The sequence below is a fragment of the Lacibacter sp. H407 genome (genome assembly GCF_037892605.1).
Taxonomy (GTDB): Bacteria; Bacteroidota; Bacteroidia; order Chitinophagales; family Chitinophagaceae; genus Lacibacter.
This window is the reverse complement of sequence record NZ_JBBKTU010000001.1, coordinates 3,135,282-3,157,141: the sequence shown is the minus strand read 5'-3', so window position 1 is coordinate 3,157,141 and position 21,860 is coordinate 3,135,282. Positions and strand designations below refer to the sequence as shown.

The window sequence follows — 21,860 nt, the reverse complement described above, 5'->3', positions numbered from 1 at the left end:
GTCCTCACAGATGAAAAAATTCTTAGCGATCTTGCTTGTATGTTCGTCGTTCATTACCTCCGCACAGGAGATCAACATTATTCCGCAGCCATTTGAAGTAAAACAACTGGTGAAAGGAACCTACACGTTAAAACAAACGATTACGTGGAGCAGCAATTTCCCCGACAATGAAGGTGCAAGCGCTGTTACAAGTTATCTCGCAGAATACTTAAAAAAATATTATAACATCGAAGCAGTAAAAGCAAAAGGCAACAAAGCTGATATTGTTTTCGCATCAACACGCATGCCTACCGGTGGTGCATTGGCTTATCGTTTAAACGTAAGTAAAAGCGGCATCCGCATTGAAGCAAATTTTGATGAGTCGGCATTTCATGCAGTACAATCCCTGATTCAATTGTTGCCTGTTCAACAAAACGGAACTGCGGAAATTCCTTTTGTACAGATCTACGACAAAGCACGTTTCGATTATCGTGGCATGCATCTCGATGTGGGCCGTCACTTCGAGCCTGTTTCATTCATCAAAAAATATATTGATTACCTCGCATTGCATAAGATCAATGTTTTTCATTGGCATTTAACGGAAGATCAGGGCTGGCGTATTGAGATCAAGAAATATCCTGAACTCACTTCAATTGGCAGTAAACGTAATGGCACCATCATTGGCCGTTATCCGGGCAAGGGAAACGACAACAAACCCCATGATGGTTATTACACACAGCAAGAAATTAAAGAAGTAGTGGCTTATGCAAAAAGCCGTTTTGTAGAAGTGGTTCCTGAAATTGAGATGCCCGGTCATGGCAGTGCGGCGATTGCTGCGTATCCATGGTTGAGTTGCTTTCCCAACAGAACCACAAGTATTCCATTGAACATGGTTTCACTGAAAACCGTACAGGAAGCACAAAGCGGACGTGTAAAATTTGTACAGGAAACATGGGGTGTGTTTGACGATGTATTCTGCGCAGGAAAAGATGAAACATTCGGATTTCTTGAAAAAGTTTTGGATGAAGTAATGACATTGTTCCCGTCGAAATATGTACACATTGGTGGTGATGAGTGCCCCAAAACACATTGGAAGCAATGCCCCAACTGTCAGAAGCGTATGAAAGAGCTGAAGTTGAAAGATGAGCACGAACTGCAAAGCTATTTTGTACAGCGCATTGAAAAATATCTCAACATCAAAGGCAAAACACTCATTGGCTGGGATGAAATTCTCGAAGGTGGATTGGCTCCCAACGCACAGGTAATGAGCTGGCGTGGTGAAGCAGGCGGTATTGCGGCTGCAAAAGAAAATCATTATGTGATCATGACGCCGGGCAGTCACATGTATTTCGATCATAAACAAACGGCAAATGAAGACTCCGTAACCATCGGTGGTTTTACAACCGTACAAAAAGTGTACACGTACGAACCAATTCCAAAAGAGTTACCAGAATCGCAGTGGAAGTTTGTGCGTGGTGCACAAGCCAACGTATGGACCGAATACATGAACAACACCAGCAAGATCGAATACATGATCTTTCCACGAATGGCTGCATTAAGTGAAGTGTTGTGGACTGCAAAAGAAAAACGCAATGCTGCTGATTTTGAGAAACGTTTACTTGTTCAGTTCAAACGATATGATATGTGGGGAGTTAATTACAGCAAGGCATACTTGCAAGCAGAATCCAAAGTAACTCCCTCACAATCGCCGAATGCTGTAAGATGGGAAGTGAAAGTTAAAAATCCAGGGGCCTTTCCAGTTGGAATTTTTCGGAATGTAGAATCGGAAAAAATTCCAGATACAATTCCTGTTTATAACTATCAGGGAGATATTACACATTACGAGTACAGGAACAAAAGAACTGCATTTGTAGGTTATATAGATTTAGAGAACCCTTTTATAGAAGTAACCAAAAGTGGGAGCTATGTTGCGTATGTATGCAACTATTCCAGAATTGGAGTACATTGTAAAAGCCCCAAGGATTCTGTTTCTCAAAACTTCGTGTTTACTAAATCAACAGGAACAAAAATTACACTTACGCATCAACCCTCGGAAAGTTACCCCGGTGATGGCGCTTTTACATTAGTAAATGGAATTGTAAATGAAAAAGGTTTGGAGCGTACACATGAATTCATAGGCTTTAACGGCACAGATTGTGAAGCTGTCATAGATTTGGGAAGCAAGCAACCTATCAATCAAGTTACAGCATTCTTTCTTGATCAAAAAGGAAGTTGGATATGGCCCCCCACTGCCCTACAAGTCGAAACGAGTGACAATGGTGTTCAATTTAATAAGATTGGAGAAGCAAGTAAAATGATGGATAATAAATTACAATTTACTACGCCTGAACTTTTAACCCGTTTTGTAAAAATCAATTTACGGAATCATGGCATCATCGATACTGGTTTTGACGGCGAAGGGCACAATGCATGGTTATTTGTGAGTGAATTGCAAATTGATTAGGCAACCAAAAATCTGATATAAACAAAAGCCGATGTTCGTAAACGAACATCGGCTTTTCTCTTGTGCCTTGATTCCTCTTGAAACTTGAACCTTGTGCATTTACTTCAAAATCTCTTCCAGCTTTTTTTCCAATGCCTCTCCTCTTAAATTCCGGGCAACGATAATTCCATTTGGATCAATGAGCATGTTGAACGGAATACCGAGAATGCCATATTGTTGCGATGCGGCATTTTCCCAGCCTTTCATATCACCCACTTGTGGCCATGAATATTTATCATCTTTGATGGCCTTTAACCATTTGTCTTTACTTTGATCAAGCGACACACCAAAAATTTCAAAATTCTTTGGCTTGTACTTTTCGTATGCTTTTACAAGATTGGGGCTTTCAGCACGACAAGGGCCACACCAGCTTGCCCAAAAATCAACCAACACATATTTCCCACGAAAGGAAAAAAGGGAAATAGGTTTTCCATCGGCCGTCGGTTGTGTAAAATCAGCTGCTTCAACTCCCACCATCGACTTTTTACCAATGGCAATCATTTCTGCGATCTGTTTTCCCTTTTCTGAAGTACGCAATTTTTCATTGAGCAATACAAACATGGGCTCAGCAGTTGCCGCATCCATATCCATTCCCAACGATTGCTCCACCATATACAATGAAACCGGTGAAGCAGGATTATTCTTTACAAACTTCAATTGTTCAGCAGCAACTAACACCTGCGACAAGTTGAACATCTCCATCACCTGATTGGTAGCTTCCCTGTTCTTTGCCTGGCCGTAACTGTAATACACATCACCGATCTTATCTTCCAGTTCTTTCAACAATTTGGTTTGTTGTTGATATTTATAATAATCATTCACAAGAGCTGAACCTTTTACTTCTGCTTCACTCAACCATGTTTTCGAAACAATAGTAATGGTTCCTTCATCAAGAAATAATGTGAGATTGTTACGGCGATATTCCGTCATATCGAAAGCTTTACCCGATGGAGGATTTGACTCCTGCAGCATCAATGTAGCTGTTACCGGCTCATTAATGGTTCCTTTAATTTCAAACTTACCATCAACGAGTTTTGCTTCTTCAGCACTGTTGCCATTGTTCCAGCTCAGCAACACATCATACTTTTTTGTGTTGGCAGGTAAACTTCCGCTCACTACAAATTTCTTTTCCTGTGCTGTTGCAGACAAACCGGCAACCAGCAGCAAACACATCATGAATTTATACATACAGATTATTTGAATAGTTCTTCCAAACGTAATTGCAATTCTTCGCCACGCAGATTTTTTCCGATGATCACTCCATCCGGACCGATCAATAAATTTTGCGGGATAGAAGTGATCTTGTAAATACGTGCGGCTTCATTGCTCCAGAATTTGAGATCGCTTACATGCGTCCAACGTAGCCCATCTTTTGCGATCGCCTGCAGCCAGGCATTACGGTCACGGTCAAGCGAAACACCTAACACGGTAAAGTTTTTGGCGTTGTATTTTTCGTAAGCCGCCACGAGATTTGGATTCTCCATGCGACAAGGGCCGCACCAGCTGGCCCAGAAATCAACCAACACATATTTGCCACGGAACGATTGTAACGATACGGGTGCACCCGATGTATCGGCTTGTGTAAAGTCAATGGCTTCTGTGCCGATTGCTCCAATTTTATTTTCTTTTACAATGGCACCTACCATGCGGCCATAATAACTTTTTTGTGATGCTTCGGCCAGTGTAGTAAACCGTTGATCTAAGATTTCGGCCTGTTGAAAAAAGCTATACAGAAAATAAAGCAGCAACGGTGTTACGGCTGATTGATTGTGTGCTGCAATGTACTCATCGGCACGGATATTAATTTCTGCTGCCAAACTGCGAATGAGATCATACAACGAATCCTGTTTCATTTGCATGGCAGGACTCTGCAATTGTTTTCCCAGTTGATCGAGCTTGCCAAAATACGGATCGAACAACCGGCGGAAATTCATAAACTCATCATGTGTTCGGGAGCCACTCACTTGTGCAGTTGCAATAGAATCGATATGTGCAGACACAGTTACCGCCGATGCATCTAAAAAAATACCCAGGTTTTGTTTTGCACCATCCACCGTAAGTACATGCAATGCATTCTCAATTAAATTTCCACGCAATTCAAACTTGCCGTTCTTGATCACCGATTCGGCAAGCGTTTCACTTTCCTGACTGTCGAAACGCACACTGATTTTAGTATTTTCTTTGGCACCCCTGATGGTTCCTTTAATGGAAAACACCTGCTGCGCCTGTAACTGTACAGACGTAAAGATGAGGAATAGGGCAATCAACCTGCTGTTCATATTATCGTGAATGACGTTGTTTGAGTACGTAAATAACGTCTTGCAAAGAAACATTTTTCGCTCTTAACAAAACGATAAAGTGGAAGAGCAGATCGGCTCCTTCATTTAAGAAAAGCTCTTCGTTATTATCCTTGGCTTCAATAATTACCTCCGTTGCTTCCTCTCCTACTTTCTGTGCGATCTTATTGATTCCTTTACCAAAAAGCTGTTTTACATACGACGTTTCATCGCTGCTTTTACGGCGCAGTTCAATGATCTCTTCTAAATACGATAAAAAGTCGTCGCTGTGATTTTTCTCGCTCCAGCAAGTATCCGCACCTGTGTGACAGGTTGGCCCGGCAGGCTCGGCTTTAATGAGCAATGTATCCTGGTCGCAATCGAGCAACACCTGTTTCACTGATAAAAAATTGTTACTCTCTTCACCCTTCGTCCACAGGCGCTGTTTGCTGCGGCTGTAAAACGTAACCTTGCCTGTTTCTTCTGTTTTTACAAATGCTTCTTCGTTCATAAAACCAAGCATCAATACTTTGCTCGTTTTATAATCCTGGATAATGGCCGGTAACAGTCCGTCGTGATATTTTGAAAAATCTGGTTTCAATTTGTTGATTTTTATTTTTGTTTGATAGAAACGCTGATGACGCTGATTTAAAAAGATACAACTTATCAAAATCAAATCCGTTTCATCAGCACTATCTGTGTTATCTGTGACTCTATTGTCTTCATCCGCAAAGCTAAATCCTTACTGCAACATTTCTTCCCTTCAAATAAGCTTTCAAATCAGCAATTTCAATTTCTTTAAAATGAAAAATGCTGGCTGCTAACCCTGCATCCGCATAAGCCAGTTCAAACACATCAGCAAAATGCTGCATGGTTCCGGCTCCGCCACTTGCAATTACAGGTATGGGCAATTCAACTGAAAGCTTCTTGGTAATGTCCAACGCAAAGCCTTGTTTCGTGCCATCATTGTTCATACTAGTCAATAAAATTTCACCTGCTCCCAAATCAACGCCTTGCTTTGCCCAATCAAAACATTTGATGTCGGTTTTGGTTCTGCCGCCATTCAGGTACACATACCATTCACCATCTTCTTCTTTCTTGGTATCAATCGCCAGCACACAACATTGGCTGCCCGCTGCCATCGCAATATCATTGATCAACTGCGGATTTTTAAACGCTGCCGTGTTTACACTCACCTTATCGGCACCGGAGTTGAGCAATACGCTCATATCTTCGACGGTGCTGATACCGCCACCAACAGTGAACGGAATATTTACATGACGGGCAATACGCTTTACCAGTTCGCTTAATGTTTTCCGTTTTTCAACGGTTGCAGTAATGTCAAGAAATACCAGCTCATCTGCACCCTGTTGGGCATACAATGCACCGAGTTCAACAGGGTCGCCTGCATCACGCAGGTCTACAAAGTTGGTGCCTTTTACAGTGCGGCCATCTTTTATATCAAGACAGGGAATAATTCGTTTTGTCAACATAAAATAAAAAAGGCTTCAATCTAATTGAAGCCAAGCTCGTTGCAAAGATAATGCTTATGGTCGGGGTGAACTATTTTGTAATACACGGCCTGCACCCAGCAATTTGCGGCTCCAATAGGTTTCGTTGAGATCGCTGATCATAACGCCACCCGATGTAGATGCATGAACAAACTTATTATTATGGAGGTATACACCCACATGAGATACGCCGCCTCTAGTATTAAAAAACACCAGATCACCTTCCCGTAAATCAGACAATGGTATCCAGGTAGTGGTTTCTTTTTGTTCACGTGCTGTTCGTGGCAATTGCATGGCAAACACGCCCAACATCAATGTTTGCACAAAAGCAGAGCAATCGATCCCTTTTTGCGTAGTGCCGCCAAGTCGGTAGGGCGTTCCCCACCACTCTTCAATTCGGTCGTATAAACTTTTATTTTGGAGTGTTTCGACCGGTACGTCCAACTTGATCGCATATTTAAATTGTAAAAGAGAAAATAACTCTAACGGAGAACTGCTTTCTGCATATTCTTTGGGGTGAAATAAATCCGATGAATTGTTTCCGGAAGAAGCAGCACCAACACGAACCCGTTTGTATTCAGGCTTTACCTCAGCGGTTTCTGAATTGGTTGTTGTTGATTGCGTTTGCCTGGGTTGAAACGCATTCTTTACCGCACTGCAGCTGCTGAATACACATAGAACAGTCAGGTATGTAAGCAAATGTTTCATGGTATTGAAGCTTTCAACTTCGTAAAAGTAACTTTATTGGCTCTTTTTATCAAAAAACAAGCCAAATCGTCTATGCCTTAAAGATAGTTTCTGATAAGCGACTGACAAATTTTCATTCATATTTTTTCTCATTCGTGCCATATTCTTGTCTTTCATCGTTTTAATCAAGAACGATGAATTGCAATTGTGGATTACTTTCTACCTGTTAATTAAAAGCAGAAACCGAAATTTGACGCTTCACTATGACCAAATTTTCCCACTTACACGTTCACACGCAATATTCGTTACTCGATGGAGCGGCGTCCATTCAGGCATTGTACAAAAAAGCAATTGCAGATGAAATGCCCGCATTGGCCATCACCGATCACGGCAATATGTTTGGTGCCTTTCAATTTGTTGCCGAAGCATATAAAAACACCAATGCAGATGGATCGCTGAAAGTGAAACCTGTTGTTGGATGCGAATTTTATTTAACAGAGAACCGGCATATCAAAACGTTCAGCAAAGAACAAAAGGATCGTCGTTTTCATCAGGTGCTTCTGGCAAAAAATGAACTTGGGTATAAGAACCTTGTTAAGCTTACATCACTCGGTTTTATTGAAGGCATGTACAGCAAGTACCCACGTATTGATAAAGAGCTCATCAATAAATATCACGAAGGATTAATAGCCACTACTTGCTGCCTTGGTGCCATGGTGCCGCAAATGATCTTAACCAAAGGTGAAGAAGAGGCGGAGAATGAATTCAAATGGTGGCTCAATATTTTTCAAAAAGATTATTATGTAGAAATTCAGCGGCATGGAATGGCCGAGCAGGATAAAGTGAATGCTGTGCTGCTGAAGTTTGCAAAGAAATATGATGTACGTGTGATTGCCAGCAATGATTCACATTATGTTGATCAAACAGATTTTAATGCCCACGATATTTTATTGTGCATCAACACGGGCGAAAAACAATCGACACCTGCCCTACGTGAATTTTCGGATGATGATGTAAGTATTAAAAACAAACGCTTTGCATTTCCCAACGATCAGTTCTATTTCAAGAACACGGGGGAAATGAAAAAACTGTTTGAAGATATTCCCGATGCCATCCATAACACCAATGAAATTGTTGATAAGATCGATGTGCTAAACTTGAAGAAAGATATTCTGCTTCCTGCATTTCCGATTCCAAAAGAATTTCAGGTGCATGAAGATGCAAACATGAATCAATGGGAATTCTTAAAACACCTCACATACATCGGTGCGAAAGAGCGCTACCATGAAATTGAAGAAACAACCCGTGAACGTATCGACTTTGAATTATTTACTATCCGAACCATGGGCTTTGCCGGTTACTTCTTAATTGTAAGTGATTTCATTAAGGCAGGTCGTGATATGGGCGTGTTTGTCGGGCCCGGTCGTGGATCTGCTGCAGGAAGTGTGGTGGCCTATTGCATTGGTATCACCAATATCGATCCCATTAAATACAATTTGCTGTTTGAGCGTTTCTTAAATCCCGATCGTAAATCAATGCCGGATATCGATACGGACTTTGATGATGAAGGAAGACAAAAAGTAATTGATTATGTAGTTGATAAATATGGCAAAGCACAGGTAGCACAAATTATTACTTACGGTACCATGGCGGCAAAAAGTAGTATTGCCGATGTGGCCCGTGTAATGGATCTGCCATTGGCGGAAAGCCGTGCTTTATCGAAGCTGGTTCCTGAGCGTCCGGGTGTTTCGTTGAAACGTGTATTGCATGCTCCGTTCACTGGTGAAAAAAGTTTAGCCGAGAAAGAAGCCTTTGGTCCTGATGAATTAGAGTTAGTAAAAAAGATACGTCAGATTTACAATGGTGATGATCTGTCTGCAAAAATTTTACATGAAGCAGAAATCTTAGAAGGTTCAGTTCGTAACACAGGTATCCATGCGGCAGGTATCATTATTGCACCAAGAGATTTAACAGACCTCATTCCTGTTTGTACATCAAAGGAATCGGAATTATGGTTAACGCAAATTGAAGGAAGTGTAATTGAAGATGCCGGTGTAATCAAGATGGACTTTCTCGGTTTAAAAACACTCAGCATCCTCAAGAATGCATTGCAGCTCATCAAACAAAACCACGGCGTTGAAATTGATATTGATACGATACCGTTGGATGATAAAAAAACATTTGAACTCTATCAACACGGCTCTACCATTGGTACGTTCCAGTTTGAAAGTGTGGGTATGCAAAAATATTTGCGTGAATTAAAGCCGGATCAGTTTGGTGATTTAATTGCGATGAACGCTTTGTATCGTCCCGGCCCTATTGCTTACATTCCCAACTTTATTGACCGGAAGCATGGTAAAGAAGCGATCAGTTACGATCTTCCTGAAATGGAAGAATACCTTGATGAAACGTATGGTATTACAGTTTATCAAGAACAGGTAATGTTGCTGGCACAAAAGCTGGGTGGTTTTAGTAAAGGTGATGCCGACGTATTGCGTAAAGCAATGGGTAAAAAGCAAAAGGCTGTACTGGACAAAATGAAAAAGCAGTTTATTGATGGTGCTTCTGCAAAAGGACATCCATCTGATAAACTCGAAAAAATATGGACCGATTGGGAAGCGTTCGCTCAATACGCCTTTAATAAATCACACTCTACCTGTTATGCATTTGTAGCGTATCAAACAGCTTATTTAAAAGCACATTATCCCGGTGAATACATGAGTGCCGTGTTGAACAACGCCGGTGCTATTGAAAAGATCACCTTCTTTATGGAAGAGTGTAAACGAATGGGCATAAAAGTATTGGGGCCTGATATCAACGAATCACAAACAGGATTTGCAGTGAACAAAGCCGGTGAAATTCGTTTTGGTTTGGGAGGACTGAAAGGTGTGGGCGAAGCAGCCATCGATAGTATTATTGAAGAACGTGCAAAGAAAGGACCGTATAAGAATATTTTTGATTTCATCAAACGTGTCAACCAACGCACCGTTAATAAAAAATCGTTGGAGAGTTTGGTATATGGTGGTGCATTCGATTGCTTTACCGAATATCATCGTGCACAATATTTTCATGTAATGCCGGGCGACACGGTAAATACACTGGAACGTATCATCAACTTCGGTAACCGCTTCCAGGCAAATGTGCAGAGCAATACCAATACTTTGTTTGGCGAAAGTATGATGATGGAAATTCCAACTCCAAAAATTGTCAATTGTGAAGAGTGGACACTTACAGAAAAACTCGATCACGAAAAAGAAATTACCGGCATCTTCATCAGCGGACATCCATTGGATCATTTCAAATTTGAAATGCAATACTTCAAGATCACACCGTTGGCTGATTTCAATGAATTTAAAGAAGCCATTCTGCTGCATGCCAATCCATTTCAAACATTTCGTTTGGCTGGTTTGGTAACTTCACACAATCAACGTGTAACAAAAACAGGCAAGCAGTTTGGTATTTGTATGATCGAAGATTATACAGGCAACACTGAGTTTGCATTGTTTGGTGAGGACTTTGTAAAATTCAAAGATCACTTTACACCCGGCGCCGTGGTATTCATCACCGGTGTATTTAAAACACGATGGAATAAAGACGATGATTTTGAATTCAAGATCAACCAGGTGCTGTTGCTGGAAACGGTGAAACGCACAATGACCAAACAACTCATTGTTGATATTGAACCACGTTTTCTCACCGAAGAAATGGTAAGCTTCATGGAGAAGAATGTAAAGAAGAATCCGGGCAAGAGTAATTTAAAATTCAACTTATACGAACCGAAAGACAATTGGAAGATAGGTATGTACACGGTGGAGAGAGGCTTTGAAATGAATGATGAAATGGCGGCGTTTTTACTCGACCGCCCGGAAATGGGCGTTACGGTGATCGGCGCTTAACTGAAAATTATATACATCTCACTCAATATTTAGTAACAGCCGGCCCCAAATGCCGGCTTACTTTTACTTCACAATCTGGAATAAACAGTCGAAAAGGCTGTTGAAATTACGAAGCAAAAGGATACGACACTAACTTAAATCAGTAAATGTGTCGATAAAATAGTTATACTTTTGTTACACAGTCAAAATGAAAAAGCTAGTAGTAGCCATATTATCGTTTATCTACATCAGTACTTCAACCGGAGCTACCTTACAAATGCATTACTGCATGGGCAAGTTGGTTGATTGGAGTGTAGGACATGGCGATGAAAAAAATGCCTGCAACAATTGCGGTATGGAAAAAGATGGCGAGGGTAAAAACGATTGTTGTAAAGATGAACAGAAGCAACTGAAAATTGAAAAGGATCAGAAAGTATCTCAATCCATTCAACTTTCGCTTTCCTTAACCGCTGCCCTCCCTGTTTCTTATCTCCCCATTACATTCGATGCTTTTTCTTCCATTACAGAAGAATATCCGCTCAGCAATGCACCTCCCCGAACGGCGGGCTGTCGAAGTTATATCCGTAACTGTACTTTCCGTATTTAATTCTTTTTCTCACATAGAAGCCGGGCAATAATGTTGCCGGGCTATTGGCATTTCTATTCTTTATTCATTAAAATTTTATTCAAATGAAAACAATGAAAATACTGATGATGGCAGTATGTACCATCCTTGCTTTTAACGCTATGGCACAAGACCAGGAAAAGAAAAAACAACAAACGGACAAGGTAACGTACAGCTGCCCGATGCATGCAGATGTTACCAGCAGTAAGCCCGGCAAATGCAACAAGTGTGGAATGGACCTGGTGAAAATGAAAAAAGAAAATATGAAAACAGAGGTAACAAAAACTTATAGCTGTCCTATGCATGCAGAGGTTACAAGTGATAAACCAGGCAAGTGCAGCAAATGCGGAATGGACCTCGTGAAATCGAAAGAGAAAACAAAAACAGAAGTTGCAAAAACATATGTATGCCCAATGCATGCAGATGTAACAAGCGACAAGCCGGGCAAGTGCAGCAAGTGCGGAATGGAATTGAAGAAGAAAGAGCACAAGCATTGATCAGTTCAAAAAGAACAGGAAGTTGAAGAGTGCGACGCAACTAAAGTTGAATAGCAGCACTTCAGCCGGATACAAAAAATAAAAAATATGGTTCGAAAATTAATTGAACTGGCTTTACGAAACAGGCTTGTTGTATTGCTGGTGGCAGCAGGCCTGTTTGCCTACGGCATTTACTCCATCAACAAAAATCCGATAGATGCAATTCCTGATTTGAGTGAAAACCAGGTGATCGTTTTTACGGAATGGATGGGCCGTAGTCCGCAGGTAATCGAAGACCAGGTTACGTATCCATTGGTGAGTAACCTGCAAGGCATTCCGAAAATTAAAAACATACGTGGCTCTTCTATGTTCGGGATGAGTTTTGTGTATGTAATTTTTGAAGACAATGTTGATATCTATTGGGCCAGAACAAGAGTATTGGAACGTTTGAATTTTGCACAGCGTTTATTACCGCAAGGTGTAACGCCTTCGCTTGGTCCTGATGGAACAGGTGTTGGTCATATTTATTGGTATCATCTTGATGCACCAAAAATGGATTTAGGTGAGCAACGTGCTTTGCAGGATTGGTACATCAAATTCGCTTTGCAAACAGTACCTGGTGTTGCTGAAGTAGCATCATTTGGTGGGTTTGAAAAACAATATCAACTCGTAATTGATCCGGTGAAGTTGCAGTATTACAACATTTCATTAATGGATGTAATGAATAAAGTGAAGAGCAACAACAATGATGTGGGCGGACGGAAATTTGAAATGGCAGATATGGCTTACATCATCCGGGGACTGGGTTATATCAAGAATAAAGAAGATGTTGAAAACATCGCCTTAAATAATTACAACGGCATTCCTGTTCGTGTAAAAGATATTGGTTCTGTTCAAATGGGTGGCGATTTACGCCTCGGTATTTTTGATATGGATGGCAAAGGCGAAGTTGTAGGCGGCATTGTGGTAATGCGATACAATGAAAATGCTAACAAAGTAATTGCAGCAGTTAAAGAAAAAATGAAAGAAGTGGAAAAGGGATTACCTGAAGGCGTAACCTTTAAAACATCTTACGACCGAAGCACATTGATACAGGAAGCAGTTGAATCTGTAAAAGGAACGTTGATCGAAGAGATGATCGCTGTATCGATTGTTGTGCTGATCTTTCTTTTTCATTGGCGAAGTGCCGTCATCATTCTTATTCAACTACCCATTTCAGTAGCAGCAGGTTTTATTTTCCTGGAAATGTTTGGCATCTCATCAAACATCATGTCGCTTACAGGTATTGCATTAGCAATTGGTGTAGTGGTGGATGATGGCATTGTGATGGTTGAAAATGCCTACCGACATATCAGTGAAGCACAACTCGAAAAAGAAAGCACAATAGACAACAGACAATAAGCAAACCACATGAAACTACTTAAGCAACATAAAGATCCTTTAACGGCGGCTGAAAAGATGGAGATCATCGAACGTTCGTCGAAACAGGTGGGGCCGGGTGTTTTTTATTCAACTATTATTGTAGTGGCTTCCTTTCTTCCCGTGTTTTTATTAACGGGCATGGAAGGAAAACTCTTTCATCCATTAGCATGGACAAAAACATTTATCCTGTTGATCGATGCAATTCTCGCTATTACGTTAATGCCTGTATTAATTTCCTTTTTTCTGAAAGGCAGACTAAAACCCGAAAGCTCCAACCCAATTACAAGAAGTTTAGAAAAAATATATACGCCTATTTTAAAACTCTGTTTAAAATGGCGCAAAACAACCATCGCTGTTAATCTCATTGCATTGGCAGTTGGTATTATCATGATGACGAGATTAGGTTCTGAATTCATGCCACCATTAGATGAAGGTTCTCTGTTATTCATGCCTGTTACATTACCCGATGTTTCTAATTCAGAAGCAAAACGTTTATTGCAGGTGCAGGATAAATTGATTCGTACTGTTCCTGAAGTGGCGCATGTATTGGGTAAAGCAGGTCGTGCAAATACTGCAACTGACAACTCTCCTATCAGCATGATCGAAACCATCATTCTCTTGAAACCAAAAAGTGAATGGCGTAAAGACATGACCAAAGATGCGATCATCAATGAACTGAATGCGAAGATGCAGATACCCGGTGTAACCAATGGTTGGACACAACCGATCATCAACCGTATCAATATGCTTTCTACCGGTATACGTACTGATGTGGGGTTAAAAGTATACGGCCAAAACCTCGACAGCATTTATGCGTTTGCACAAACCATCAAACAACAACTTGTAGGAATTGATGGTGTGAAAGATCTGTATGTTGAACCGATAACAGGTGGCAAATACATCGACATTGCGGTGAAGCGTGAAGAGATTGGACGATATGGTTTAAGTGTGGACGATGTAAATCTTGTCATTGAAAGTGCATTGGGTGGTATGAAACTCACCACCACCATCGAAGGTCGTCAACGCTTTTCGGTGAATGCAAGATATGGACAGGATTTCCGTAACAACCTCGAAGCATTAAAACGTTTGCAGGTGCAGACAATGGACTTCGGCCCCATTCCATTAGAAGCAGTGGCTGATATAAAGTTGAGTGATGGCCCGCCGATGATCAATTCAGAAAATGCAATGTTGAGAGGAACAGTTTTGTTCAATGTACGTGAACGTGATTTAGGAAGTACTGTAAAAGAAGCACAGGAACGTTTGAACCAGATGATCACCAAATTGCCGAAAGGATATTTTTTAGAATGGAGCGGTCAGTGGGAGAACCAGATACGTGCCAACCAAACATTAAAAACAATTCTGCCCATTGTGATCATCATCATCTTCATGGTGTTGTACTTCACCTATCATTCATTTAAAGAAGCAGCAGTAACCATGCTTACTGTTCCGTTTGCATTGATCGGCGGCGTGTTTATGGTTTATTTCTATGGCATCAATTTATCGGTAGCTGTTGCTGTTGGTTTTATTGCGCTTTTTGGAATGGCGATAGAAACAGCGATGCTGATGACGATCTATCTCAATGAAGCGATGCAGAACATGGTTGCCAAACATGGCAATTCAAAAGCAACACTTACAAATGCTATCATCCGTGAATTTGTAATAGAAGGTTCAGCAAAAAGATTACGTCCCAAGTTGATGACGGTATCAGTTGGATTGTTTGGTTTGATTCCCATTCTATGGGCAACAGGTGTGGGTAGTGATATTATGCGACCAATTACGATCCCCTTAATTGGAGGAACCATATCATCCACCATTTATGTATTACTGATCACTCCGGTGATTTTTGAAATGATAAAAGAACGTGAATTAAAACGTAACGGCAAAATTGAATTGATCGATGTTAAAGAATAAACTACTCCCCGTAATGTTTGTCCTTGCTGCATTTAACAGCAATGCACAAACAATGAAACTCGATGCAATCATTGACAGCATCACCCTATCGCATCCCGTTGTAAAAATGTACAACAATGAGATCCGTTCAATGGACGAAGCAGCAAAAGGTGCAAAAAGCTGGATGCCGCCTGAGTTCAGCAGCGGCTTATGGATGACACCTTACAATCCCGGTCTTTGGAAGAAGATGGATGATGGCATGGGCGGTTTTAAAGAAGGTATGGGGCAATACATGATCGGCGGGCAACAGATGTTTCCCAACAAACAAAAGCAAAGTGCAGATGCGAAGTATATGGAAGCGATGTCTTCGGTTGAAAAAGAAAAAAAGAGTGCAACGCTGAATGAACTGATCAATGATGCCAAACAGTTTTATTATGAATGGGTGATCCTGAAAAAGAAGCTGGCAATTCTAGATCAGAACGAGAAGCTCCTCGAATTCATGATCAAAAATGCGGAGATACGTTACAAGAATGGATTGGAGAAGATCAGTGCTTATTACAAAGCCAAAGCTGCATTGGGCAATGTACAGAACATGCGCTTGATGTTTGAAAGTGACATCAAAGAAAAACGCATCCGCATCAACTCACTGATGGGTCGCAATGCAATGATCAATTTTGATATTGATACAACTTATCAAGTGAATGATTATTCATCACTGGTATTTGATAGTACGCTCATGTACAACAACCGAAGTGATCTGAAAGCAATTGATAAAGACATTACGCTTACCTGGCTGAAGCAGGAAACAGAAAGACAAAGCCTCAAACCGCAGTTCGGTATCCGATACGAGCACATGTTTGGATTTGGCGGATTGCCGATGCAATTTTCATTGATGGGCATGGTGAAGCTTCCGCTTACCAAATGGTCATCGAAAATGAGTAAAGCAAACATGGAGAGTTTGAAATGGAAAGCCAGTGCATTGCAATCGCAAAAAGAAATGATGCTGAATGAATACAGCGGCATGGCTTATGGCATGCGAAATGAACTGGAGTTAAAACGTAAACAACTAAAACTGTATGATGAAAATATTATCCCTGCCTTAAAGAATAATTACAAAACCATGCAACTGGGTTATGAACAGAATACAGAAGAACTCTTTATGCTCTATGATGCATGGGAAACATTGTACATGACACAACTGGAATATACCGAGTTACTCAACCAGGCATTGAAACTACAGGTAACGATTGAACGGTTGATTGAACGAAAGTAAAAATGAAAGGTACAAGGTTCAAAGAGCAAGGCACAAGAAGAAAATCCAATGTCCAAAAAACAAAAGCCAAAAAGAAAAGGCACAATAAAGTAAAACAGATGAAGCATAAACTATTTTATATAATCTCATCATTCCTGTTGATGCTTACTATAGCCTGCAACAACAATGATCCGCATGCAAATCACAAGCAGGAAGTTGCAAAAGACATGTACACCTGCCCCATGCCACAGGATTCAGTGTTTAGTGATAAGCCCGGAACCTGTCCGAAATGTGGAATGGAGTTGATCAAGATGCAACAACCCGTCGCAAAGCAAGATTATGATCATGAAAGCGTAGCAGCAGAATATACTTGCCCCATGCATCCGGATGTGATCAAAGACAAACCGGGCTCCTGCCCCATTTGCGGAATGGATCTCGTTAAAAAAGAAACCGGTGGCAGTGCATCAACAGAAATTGGATTGGATGCATTGCTCAAACCAACCAATGAGTTTGTGGTGTCATCCATTCCTGTAACAACGATTGAAAAGAAAGAAGAGCATATCAACATAGAAACTTTGGGAACAATTGCTTACGATACAAGAGAAGTTGGAACGATTTCAGCAAGAGTGAGTGGACGGATCGAAAAACTATATGTCCGTCACCGTTACCAGAAGATCAACAAAGGTCAACGCATCATGGATATTTACAGTCCGGAAATATTAACTGCCCAGCAGAATTTATTATTCCTGTTGAAGAACGATCCGGAAAATAAAACCTTCATTGAATCAGCAAAACAAAAACTGTTACTGCTTGGCATGAGCAGTGAGCAATTACAACAGGTATTGCAAACAAAAAAAGCATCATTTACCATTGCCGTTTACAGTAACTATAGCGGACACATTCATGAATCAGCAGGCGCATCCATGAATACATCATCTGAAAAAATGAAAGATATTTCTCAATTAACAGAAGAACTTTCATTAAAAGAAGGCATGTACATCAATAAAGGTCAATCGGTTTTCATTGTCTATAATCCAACCAAGGCATGGGCACTTTTGAATATTTTTGGCGACAACCAGGGATTGGTTAAAAAAGGAAACAGCGTACACATTATTCCTGAAACAGCACCGAGCAAAGGCTTTCGGGCAAGTATAGATTTTATTGAACCCTTCTACCGGAAAGAAAATAAAACTTTAACAGCAAGAGTTTATTTCAATAACAGCAGTTTAAAAATTCCGATCGGCAGCCAGGTAAGAGCAACCATCAACGGTAATTCAAAAGATGCATATTGGTTGCCGAAAGAAGCCGTGTTATCGCTTGGGTTAGATAAAGTGGTATTTCATAAGGTGAATGGTGGTTTTAAAGCGCACAAAGTAAATACGGGCATTTTGCACGACCAACATATTCAAATCACCAGCGGATTAACAGCAACAGATTCAGTTGCGGTGAATGCACAATATTTAATGGACAGTGAAAGCTTCATTAAAGTAAAACAGTAATTATGCGACATCTTTTTATACTTCTTCTTTTTGCTTCAGTTCTTACTTCGTGCAAAGACAAAGCAATTACAAAAACAGAAAGCGATGTGTACTACACCTGCTCCATGGACCCACAGGTAGTGGAACAGAAGCCGGGCAAATGTCCCATCTGCAAAATGGATCTTACACCAGTGAAGAAACGAAATGGTGAGAAGAAAGATGAAATACAATTGAGTGATCAACAGATACAGTTGGGGAACATCCAAACCGATACCATCCGCACAGGAACAATCGGCGACAGGTTAGTATTAACTGCCAGTCTCAACTTCGATCAGATGAAAACATCATCCGTGAGTTCAAGAGTGATGGGCCGGATAGAAAAACTTTATTTCAAAAATCTCGGTGATTATGTGAGCAAAGGGGCAGCTTTATATGCGATCTACAGTGAAGATCTCAACAATGCCAAACAGGAATATCTTCTTGCATTGGAACAGAAGAAAACATTTGCAACAGAAACAGTAATCGACTTTGAACAGCTATTGCAAAGTGCCAAAAACAAATTACTGCTGTGGGGATTGAGTGAAGCGCAGATCAATGAACTGGCGAAGACAAAAAAGTCAACACCGCTTACTACCTTCTTCAGTACAGCGTCGGGCTACATCACTTCAATGGAAATACGTGAAGGCGATTATGTAATGGAAGGAGGAACCATTATAAAGCTCGCCGATCTTTCAACGCTTTGGGCCGAAGCACAAGTATATACATCGCAACTTTCGGAAATTGATCTTAACGGAACAGCAACTGTTCAATTACCGGATATGGACGATAAAGAAATCAAAGGCCGTATTGAATTTGTAAACCCGGAAATAAATCCTGATACAAGAATTAATCTTATCCGTGTATCAATTCCAAACACCGGCAACCTGCTAAAACCCGGTATGCCGGCTTATGTGGTATTAAAAAGTACGCAACGCAGATCACTCACTTTGCCTATTGATGCTGTGATCAGAGATGGCAAAGGTGCAACTGTATGGATCAGAACCGGTGAACATTCATTTAAAAGCAAAATGGTGCAGGTGGGATTGGAAAGCAATGATCGCATTGAAATAAAATCAGGCTTAACGGCTGGTGATGTGGTGGTGATGAGTGGCGCTTACCTGTTGCATAGTGAATATGTATTTAAAAAAGGTGCAGACCCGATGGCCGGGCACAACCACTAAAAAAATGTAAGTATTATTGTGCTTCCGCTAAAGCGTGTCGTTTAAACCAATACAAGAAATGAAATCGATTTATAAAATAGCAGTTGCCTTTTTGTTATTGCTGGTAAGCTGCAAGGAAAAAGAATCATCTAACAACAAAGACAAACCGACTGTTGTAACAAAAGTTGAATCCGAGTTTGATAAAATAAAACTCACTGAACTTGATGGCACGCCAATTGACCTGCAGCAATACCAAGGCAAAACCCTCTTTATTAATTTCTGGGCAACCTGGTGTGGCCCTTGTATACAGGAAATGCCTTCCATTCAAAAGGCGAAGGACAGTGTGAAAGATGAGGACATTGTTTTCCTGTTTGCATCAAATGAAGAGGTTGAAGCTATTGAAACGTTTAAGAAAAAGCAGACGTACGATTTTCATTATGTACGTGTAGAAAACCTGGAGCAACTAAAAATTATGGCCTTACCAACTACTTATATTTTTAACCCAAACAGAAAACTGGTTTTTTCAGAAATGGGATACAGGAAATGGGATAGTAAAAACAATATTGACTTAATTCTTAACGCCGGAAAATAATATGTACAAACTGATCACATTACTATCGTTGATTATTGTATTTGCATCATGTGCAGATAAAACAGCCGAAACAAAAACCATTGGAGAAGTTGTAACACTCTCCTCTCCTGCCGCTGATTCATCTGCAGAACCTTATTTGTTTACGGATGCAAAAGGCGTTGTTCATCTGTCATGGGTACAGAAAAAAGGAAAAGAATCATCGCTGCATTTTTCTGCACTTGTAAATGATCAATGGACAGCACCCGTTACAATCAGTTCAGGAAACAACTGGTTTGTAAACTGGGCCGATTATCCAGTTGTATCTTCTGATGCTGCCGGCAATATGCTTGCACATTTTTTAGAAAAAAGTGATACGGCAAAATTCACCTACGATATTAAGTTGGTTGCTTCTGCCGATGCAGGTAAAACATGGGGAACGCCAACTACCTTACATGATGATGGTAAAAAAGCCGAACATGGTTTTGTTTCTATCACTCCTTATAACGATCAGTTTATTGCCACCTGGCTCGATGGAAGAAAAACAGCCATGGAAGGAGATCACAGCAGCCATGAAGGACATCATGGTGAAATGACATTAAGAGGAGCGCTGCTTGATAAGAAAGGAAAAAAAACAAAAGAATGGGAACTCGATGGTAGAATATGTGATTGCTGTCAAACCACCATTGCCATTACAGATAATGGCCCAATCGTTGTTTACAGAGATCGTTCAGATGAAGAGATCAGGGATATGTCGATCGTACGTCTTGTAAACGGTGAATGGACACAACCCAAAACCATCTTCCCCGATGAATGGAAAATTGCAGGATGTCCGGTGAACGGACCAAGAGCCGATGCTGTTGGAAATAATTTAGCGATTGCTTGGTTTTCTATGAAAGACAAGAATGCTGAAGTGAAAATTATTTTTTCTACTGACGGTGGTGCTACATTTCAACAATCGATCCGTATTGATGAAGGCAAAGCAATTGGCCGTGTTGATGTTGTGATGATCGATAAAGAAACAGCAGTGGTTAGTTGGATGGAAGGATCAACCATTAAAGCAATTAAAGTAAATGCTGATGGTTCAAAAGGACAGCCTATTGTTGTTGCAGAATCATCCGATTCAAGATCAAGCGGTTTTCCGCAAATGACAAAAGCAGGTGATAAATTGTTCTTTGCCTGGGCCGATAACAAAGCAAAAACTATTAAGCTGGCAAGTTTGACTTTATAACAAAACCCTCCGGGTTTTCAGAGAGCCGGAAGGTTTGTTTAACCTATTCATTGTTAGTTTTCACTGATCGTTCCACCAAAATCCTAAGATGAAGAATGAAAAATCAAGCGTTAACGGCCCTTTAACTGTCATTCTTGTAGTACATCCTGTCGTTTTTTATTTGTGAACAGCTGTGGATAATGACATAACATCAGATTAACAGGAATGGGCTTAAATTTGTCCCCTCATTAAAAAATTATTAAAAGGATATAAATTATGGCACTCCAATTTACAGATGCAAACTTCCAGAGTGAAGTGATCAGTTCAGATAAACTCAGCGTAATCGATTTTTGGGCAGAATGGTGCGGACCATGTCGTGCAATCGGGCCGGTTATTGAAGAATTGAGCAAAGAATACGATGGTAAAGTAAAAGTGGGCAAAGTAAACGTTGACGAAAACCCACAGGTTAGTATGAATTACGGTATTACTTCTATTCCTGCGATCCTCTTCGTGAAGAACGGCCAGGTAGTTGACAAATTAGTAGGCGCACAGCCAAAAGGTAATTTCGTAAAGAAAATCGAACAGCACATGTAAGATCTTCTTACAACGATCATAGAAACCCGTTTCAGTTTTGAAACGGGTTTTGTTTTTTTGGTCGGTACCGAAGGTCAGACCAAAAATGACAACTATTTTGCTACCGGCATTGGTGCAACGATAATCGTTCCTTGCCACAGTTTATCCCGCACTTTTTCATGCGGGACTCCGTTCATGGTTTCGTATTTCATAGCATCATTCAAAAGCCTGGTAGTTTGCAACCGACGGTGCTGAAACTCATCGCTCATTATTCATCACTCATCTCTCCTCCCCATTTATTCACATTCATTCAACATTCATTAAACCTTCTATACT

General features: G+C 40.6%; 15 protein-coding genes and 1 pseudogene. 11 read left to right on the top strand and 5 right to left on the bottom strand.

The window, feature by feature from the left end; genetic code table 11:
• Positions 1–10 precede the first annotated feature (10 nt).
• Positions 11–2,443 (top strand): beta-N-acetylhexosaminidase, encoded by a 2,433-nt coding sequence (locus WG989_RS13695; protein WP_340430143.1) that lies wholly within the window; start codon positions 11–13, stop codon positions 2,441–2,443.
• A gap of 99 nt (positions 2,444–2,542) precedes the next feature.
• On the opposite strand, the gene WG989_RS13690 is transcribed toward WG989_RS13695, so the two are convergent.
• The 5 genes from WG989_RS13690 to WG989_RS13670 all read right to left on the bottom strand — a co-directional run bounded on the left by WG989_RS13690 (position 2,543) and on the right by WG989_RS13670 (position 6,977).
• The gene (locus WG989_RS13690; RefSeq protein ID WP_340430142.1) at positions 2,543–3,670 is read right to left on the bottom strand and encodes a redoxin domain-containing protein; all 1,128 of its coding nucleotides are present in this window, start codon (positions 3,668–3,670) and stop codon (positions 2,543–2,545) included.
• A 5-nt stretch (positions 3,671–3,675) separates the two neighbouring features.
• Complete coding sequence (locus WG989_RS13685) at positions 3,676–4,761, bottom strand: redoxin domain-containing protein (RefSeq protein ID WP_340430141.1); 1,086 nt, start codon at positions 4,759–4,761, stop codon at positions 3,676–3,678.
• A 1-nt stretch (position 4,762) separates the two neighbouring features.
• Complete coding sequence (hisIE, locus tag WG989_RS13680; protein WP_340430140.1) at positions 4,763–5,359, bottom strand: bifunctional phosphoribosyl-AMP cyclohydrolase/phosphoribosyl-ATP diphosphatase HisIE; 597 nt, start codon at positions 5,357–5,359, stop codon at positions 4,763–4,765.
• Positions 5,360–5,492: 133 nt separating this feature from the next.
• Positions 5,493–6,251, bottom strand: coding sequence for an imidazole glycerol phosphate synthase subunit HisF (hisF, locus tag WG989_RS13675; protein WP_340430138.1), 759 nt, complete (start codon positions 6,249–6,251; stop codon positions 5,493–5,495).
• 54 nt (positions 6,252–6,305) lie between these two features.
• Positions 6,306–6,977 (bottom strand): C40 family peptidase, encoded by a 672-nt coding sequence (locus WG989_RS13670; protein ID WP_340430137.1) that lies wholly within the window; start codon positions 6,975–6,977, stop codon positions 6,306–6,308.
• Between the two features lie 242 nt (positions 6,978–7,219).
• Here WG989_RS13670 and dnaE point away from each other — a divergent pair, with 242 nt between their 5' ends.
• From dnaE to trxA, 10 genes and pseudogenes are all read left to right on the top strand, one after another.
• Positions 7,220–10,852 (top strand): DNA polymerase III subunit alpha, encoded by a 3,633-nt coding sequence (dnaE, locus tag WG989_RS13665; RefSeq protein ID WP_340430136.1) that lies wholly within the window; start codon positions 7,220–7,222, stop codon positions 10,850–10,852.
• Positions 10,853–11,039: 187 nt separating this feature from the next.
• A complete protein-coding gene (locus WG989_RS13660; RefSeq protein ID WP_340430134.1) occupies positions 11,040–11,438 on the top strand; it encodes an HYC_CC_PP family protein in 399 nt (132 codons plus the stop codon).
• Positions 11,439–11,521: 83 nt separating this feature from the next.
• The gene (locus tag WG989_RS13655; RefSeq protein WP_340430133.1) at positions 11,522–11,953 is read left to right on the top strand and encodes a heavy metal-binding domain-containing protein; all 432 of its coding nucleotides are present in this window, start codon (positions 11,522–11,524) and stop codon (positions 11,951–11,953) included.
• 87 nt (positions 11,954–12,040) lie between these two features.
• A pseudogene (locus WG989_RS20970) lies at positions 12,041–15,265 on the top strand (efflux RND transporter permease subunit).
• Between the two features lie 13 nt (positions 15,266–15,278).
• Positions 15,279–16,517: a TolC family protein gene (locus WG989_RS13640; RefSeq protein WP_340430130.1), complete on the top strand. Its 1,239-nt coding sequence runs from the start codon at positions 15,279–15,281 to the stop codon at positions 16,515–16,517.
• Positions 16,518–16,615: 98 nt separating this feature from the next.
• Positions 16,616–17,995 (top strand): heavy metal-binding domain-containing protein, encoded by a 1,380-nt coding sequence (locus tag WG989_RS13635; RefSeq protein WP_340430129.1) that lies wholly within the window; start codon positions 16,616–16,618, stop codon positions 17,993–17,995.
• A 2-nt stretch (positions 17,996–17,997) separates the two neighbouring features.
• Positions 17,998–19,194 (top strand): efflux RND transporter periplasmic adaptor subunit, encoded by a 1,197-nt coding sequence (locus WG989_RS13630; protein WP_340430128.1) that lies wholly within the window; start codon positions 17,998–18,000, stop codon positions 19,192–19,194.
• 58 nt (positions 19,195–19,252) lie between these two features.
• On the top strand, positions 19,253–19,765 hold the full coding sequence (locus WG989_RS13625) for a TlpA family protein disulfide reductase (protein ID WP_340430127.1): 513 nt from the start codon (positions 19,253–19,255) through the stop codon (positions 19,763–19,765).
• Position 19,766: 1 nt separating this feature from the next.
• Positions 19,767–20,972 carry a sialidase family protein gene (locus tag WG989_RS13620; protein WP_340430126.1) on the top strand — a complete coding sequence of 402 codons (1,206 nt, stop codon included), beginning with the start codon at positions 19,767–19,769 and terminating at the stop codon, positions 20,970–20,972.
• A 255-nt stretch (positions 20,973–21,227) separates the two neighbouring features.
• The gene (trxA, locus tag WG989_RS13615) at positions 21,228–21,545 is read left to right on the top strand and encodes a thioredoxin (RefSeq protein ID WP_182806069.1); all 318 of its coding nucleotides are present in this window, start codon (positions 21,228–21,230) and stop codon (positions 21,543–21,545) included.
• The last annotated feature ends 315 nt before the right edge of the window (positions 21,546–21,860 follow it).

Excerpts from the sequence above, each read along its gene's own strand:
- WG989_RS13695 (WP_340430143.1), top strand. The coding sequence starts at position 11 with ATGAAAAAATTCTTAGCGATCTTGCTTGTATGTTCGTCGTTCATTACC.
- WG989_RS13690 (WP_340430142.1), bottom strand. The coding sequence starts at position 3,670 with ATGTATAAATTCATGATGTGTTTGCTGCTGGTTGCCGGTTTGTCTGCA.
- WG989_RS13685 (WP_340430141.1), bottom strand. The coding sequence starts at position 4,761 with ATGAACAGCAGGTTGATTGCCCTATTCCTCATCTTTACGTCTGTACAG.
- hisF (WP_340430138.1), bottom strand. The coding sequence starts at position 6,251 with ATGTTGACAAAACGAATTATTCCCTGTCTTGATATAAAAGATGGCCGC.
- WG989_RS13670 (WP_340430137.1), bottom strand. The coding sequence starts at position 6,977 with ATGAAACATTTGCTTACATACCTGACTGTTCTATGTGTATTCAGCAGC.
- dnaE (WP_340430136.1), top strand. The coding sequence starts at position 7,220 with ATGACCAAATTTTCCCACTTACACGTTCACACGCAATATTCGTTACTC.
- WG989_RS13660 (WP_340430134.1), top strand. The coding sequence starts at position 11,040 with ATGAAAAAGCTAGTAGTAGCCATATTATCGTTTATCTACATCAGTACT.
- WG989_RS13655 (WP_340430133.1), top strand. The coding sequence starts at position 11,522 with ATGAAAACAATGAAAATACTGATGATGGCAGTATGTACCATCCTTGCT.
- WG989_RS13640 (WP_340430130.1), top strand. The coding sequence starts at position 15,279 with ATGTTTGTCCTTGCTGCATTTAACAGCAATGCACAAACAATGAAACTC.
- WG989_RS13635 (WP_340430129.1), top strand. The coding sequence starts at position 16,616 with ATGAAGCATAAACTATTTTATATAATCTCATCATTCCTGTTGATGCTT.
- WG989_RS13630 (WP_340430128.1), top strand. The coding sequence starts at position 17,998 with ATGCGACATCTTTTTATACTTCTTCTTTTTGCTTCAGTTCTTACTTCG.
- WG989_RS13625 (WP_340430127.1), top strand. The coding sequence starts at position 19,253 with ATGAAATCGATTTATAAAATAGCAGTTGCCTTTTTGTTATTGCTGGTA.
- WG989_RS13620 (WP_340430126.1), top strand. The coding sequence starts at position 19,767 with ATGTACAAACTGATCACATTACTATCGTTGATTATTGTATTTGCATCA.
- trxA (WP_182806069.1), top strand. The coding sequence starts at position 21,228 with ATGGCACTCCAATTTACAGATGCAAACTTCCAGAGTGAAGTGATCAGT.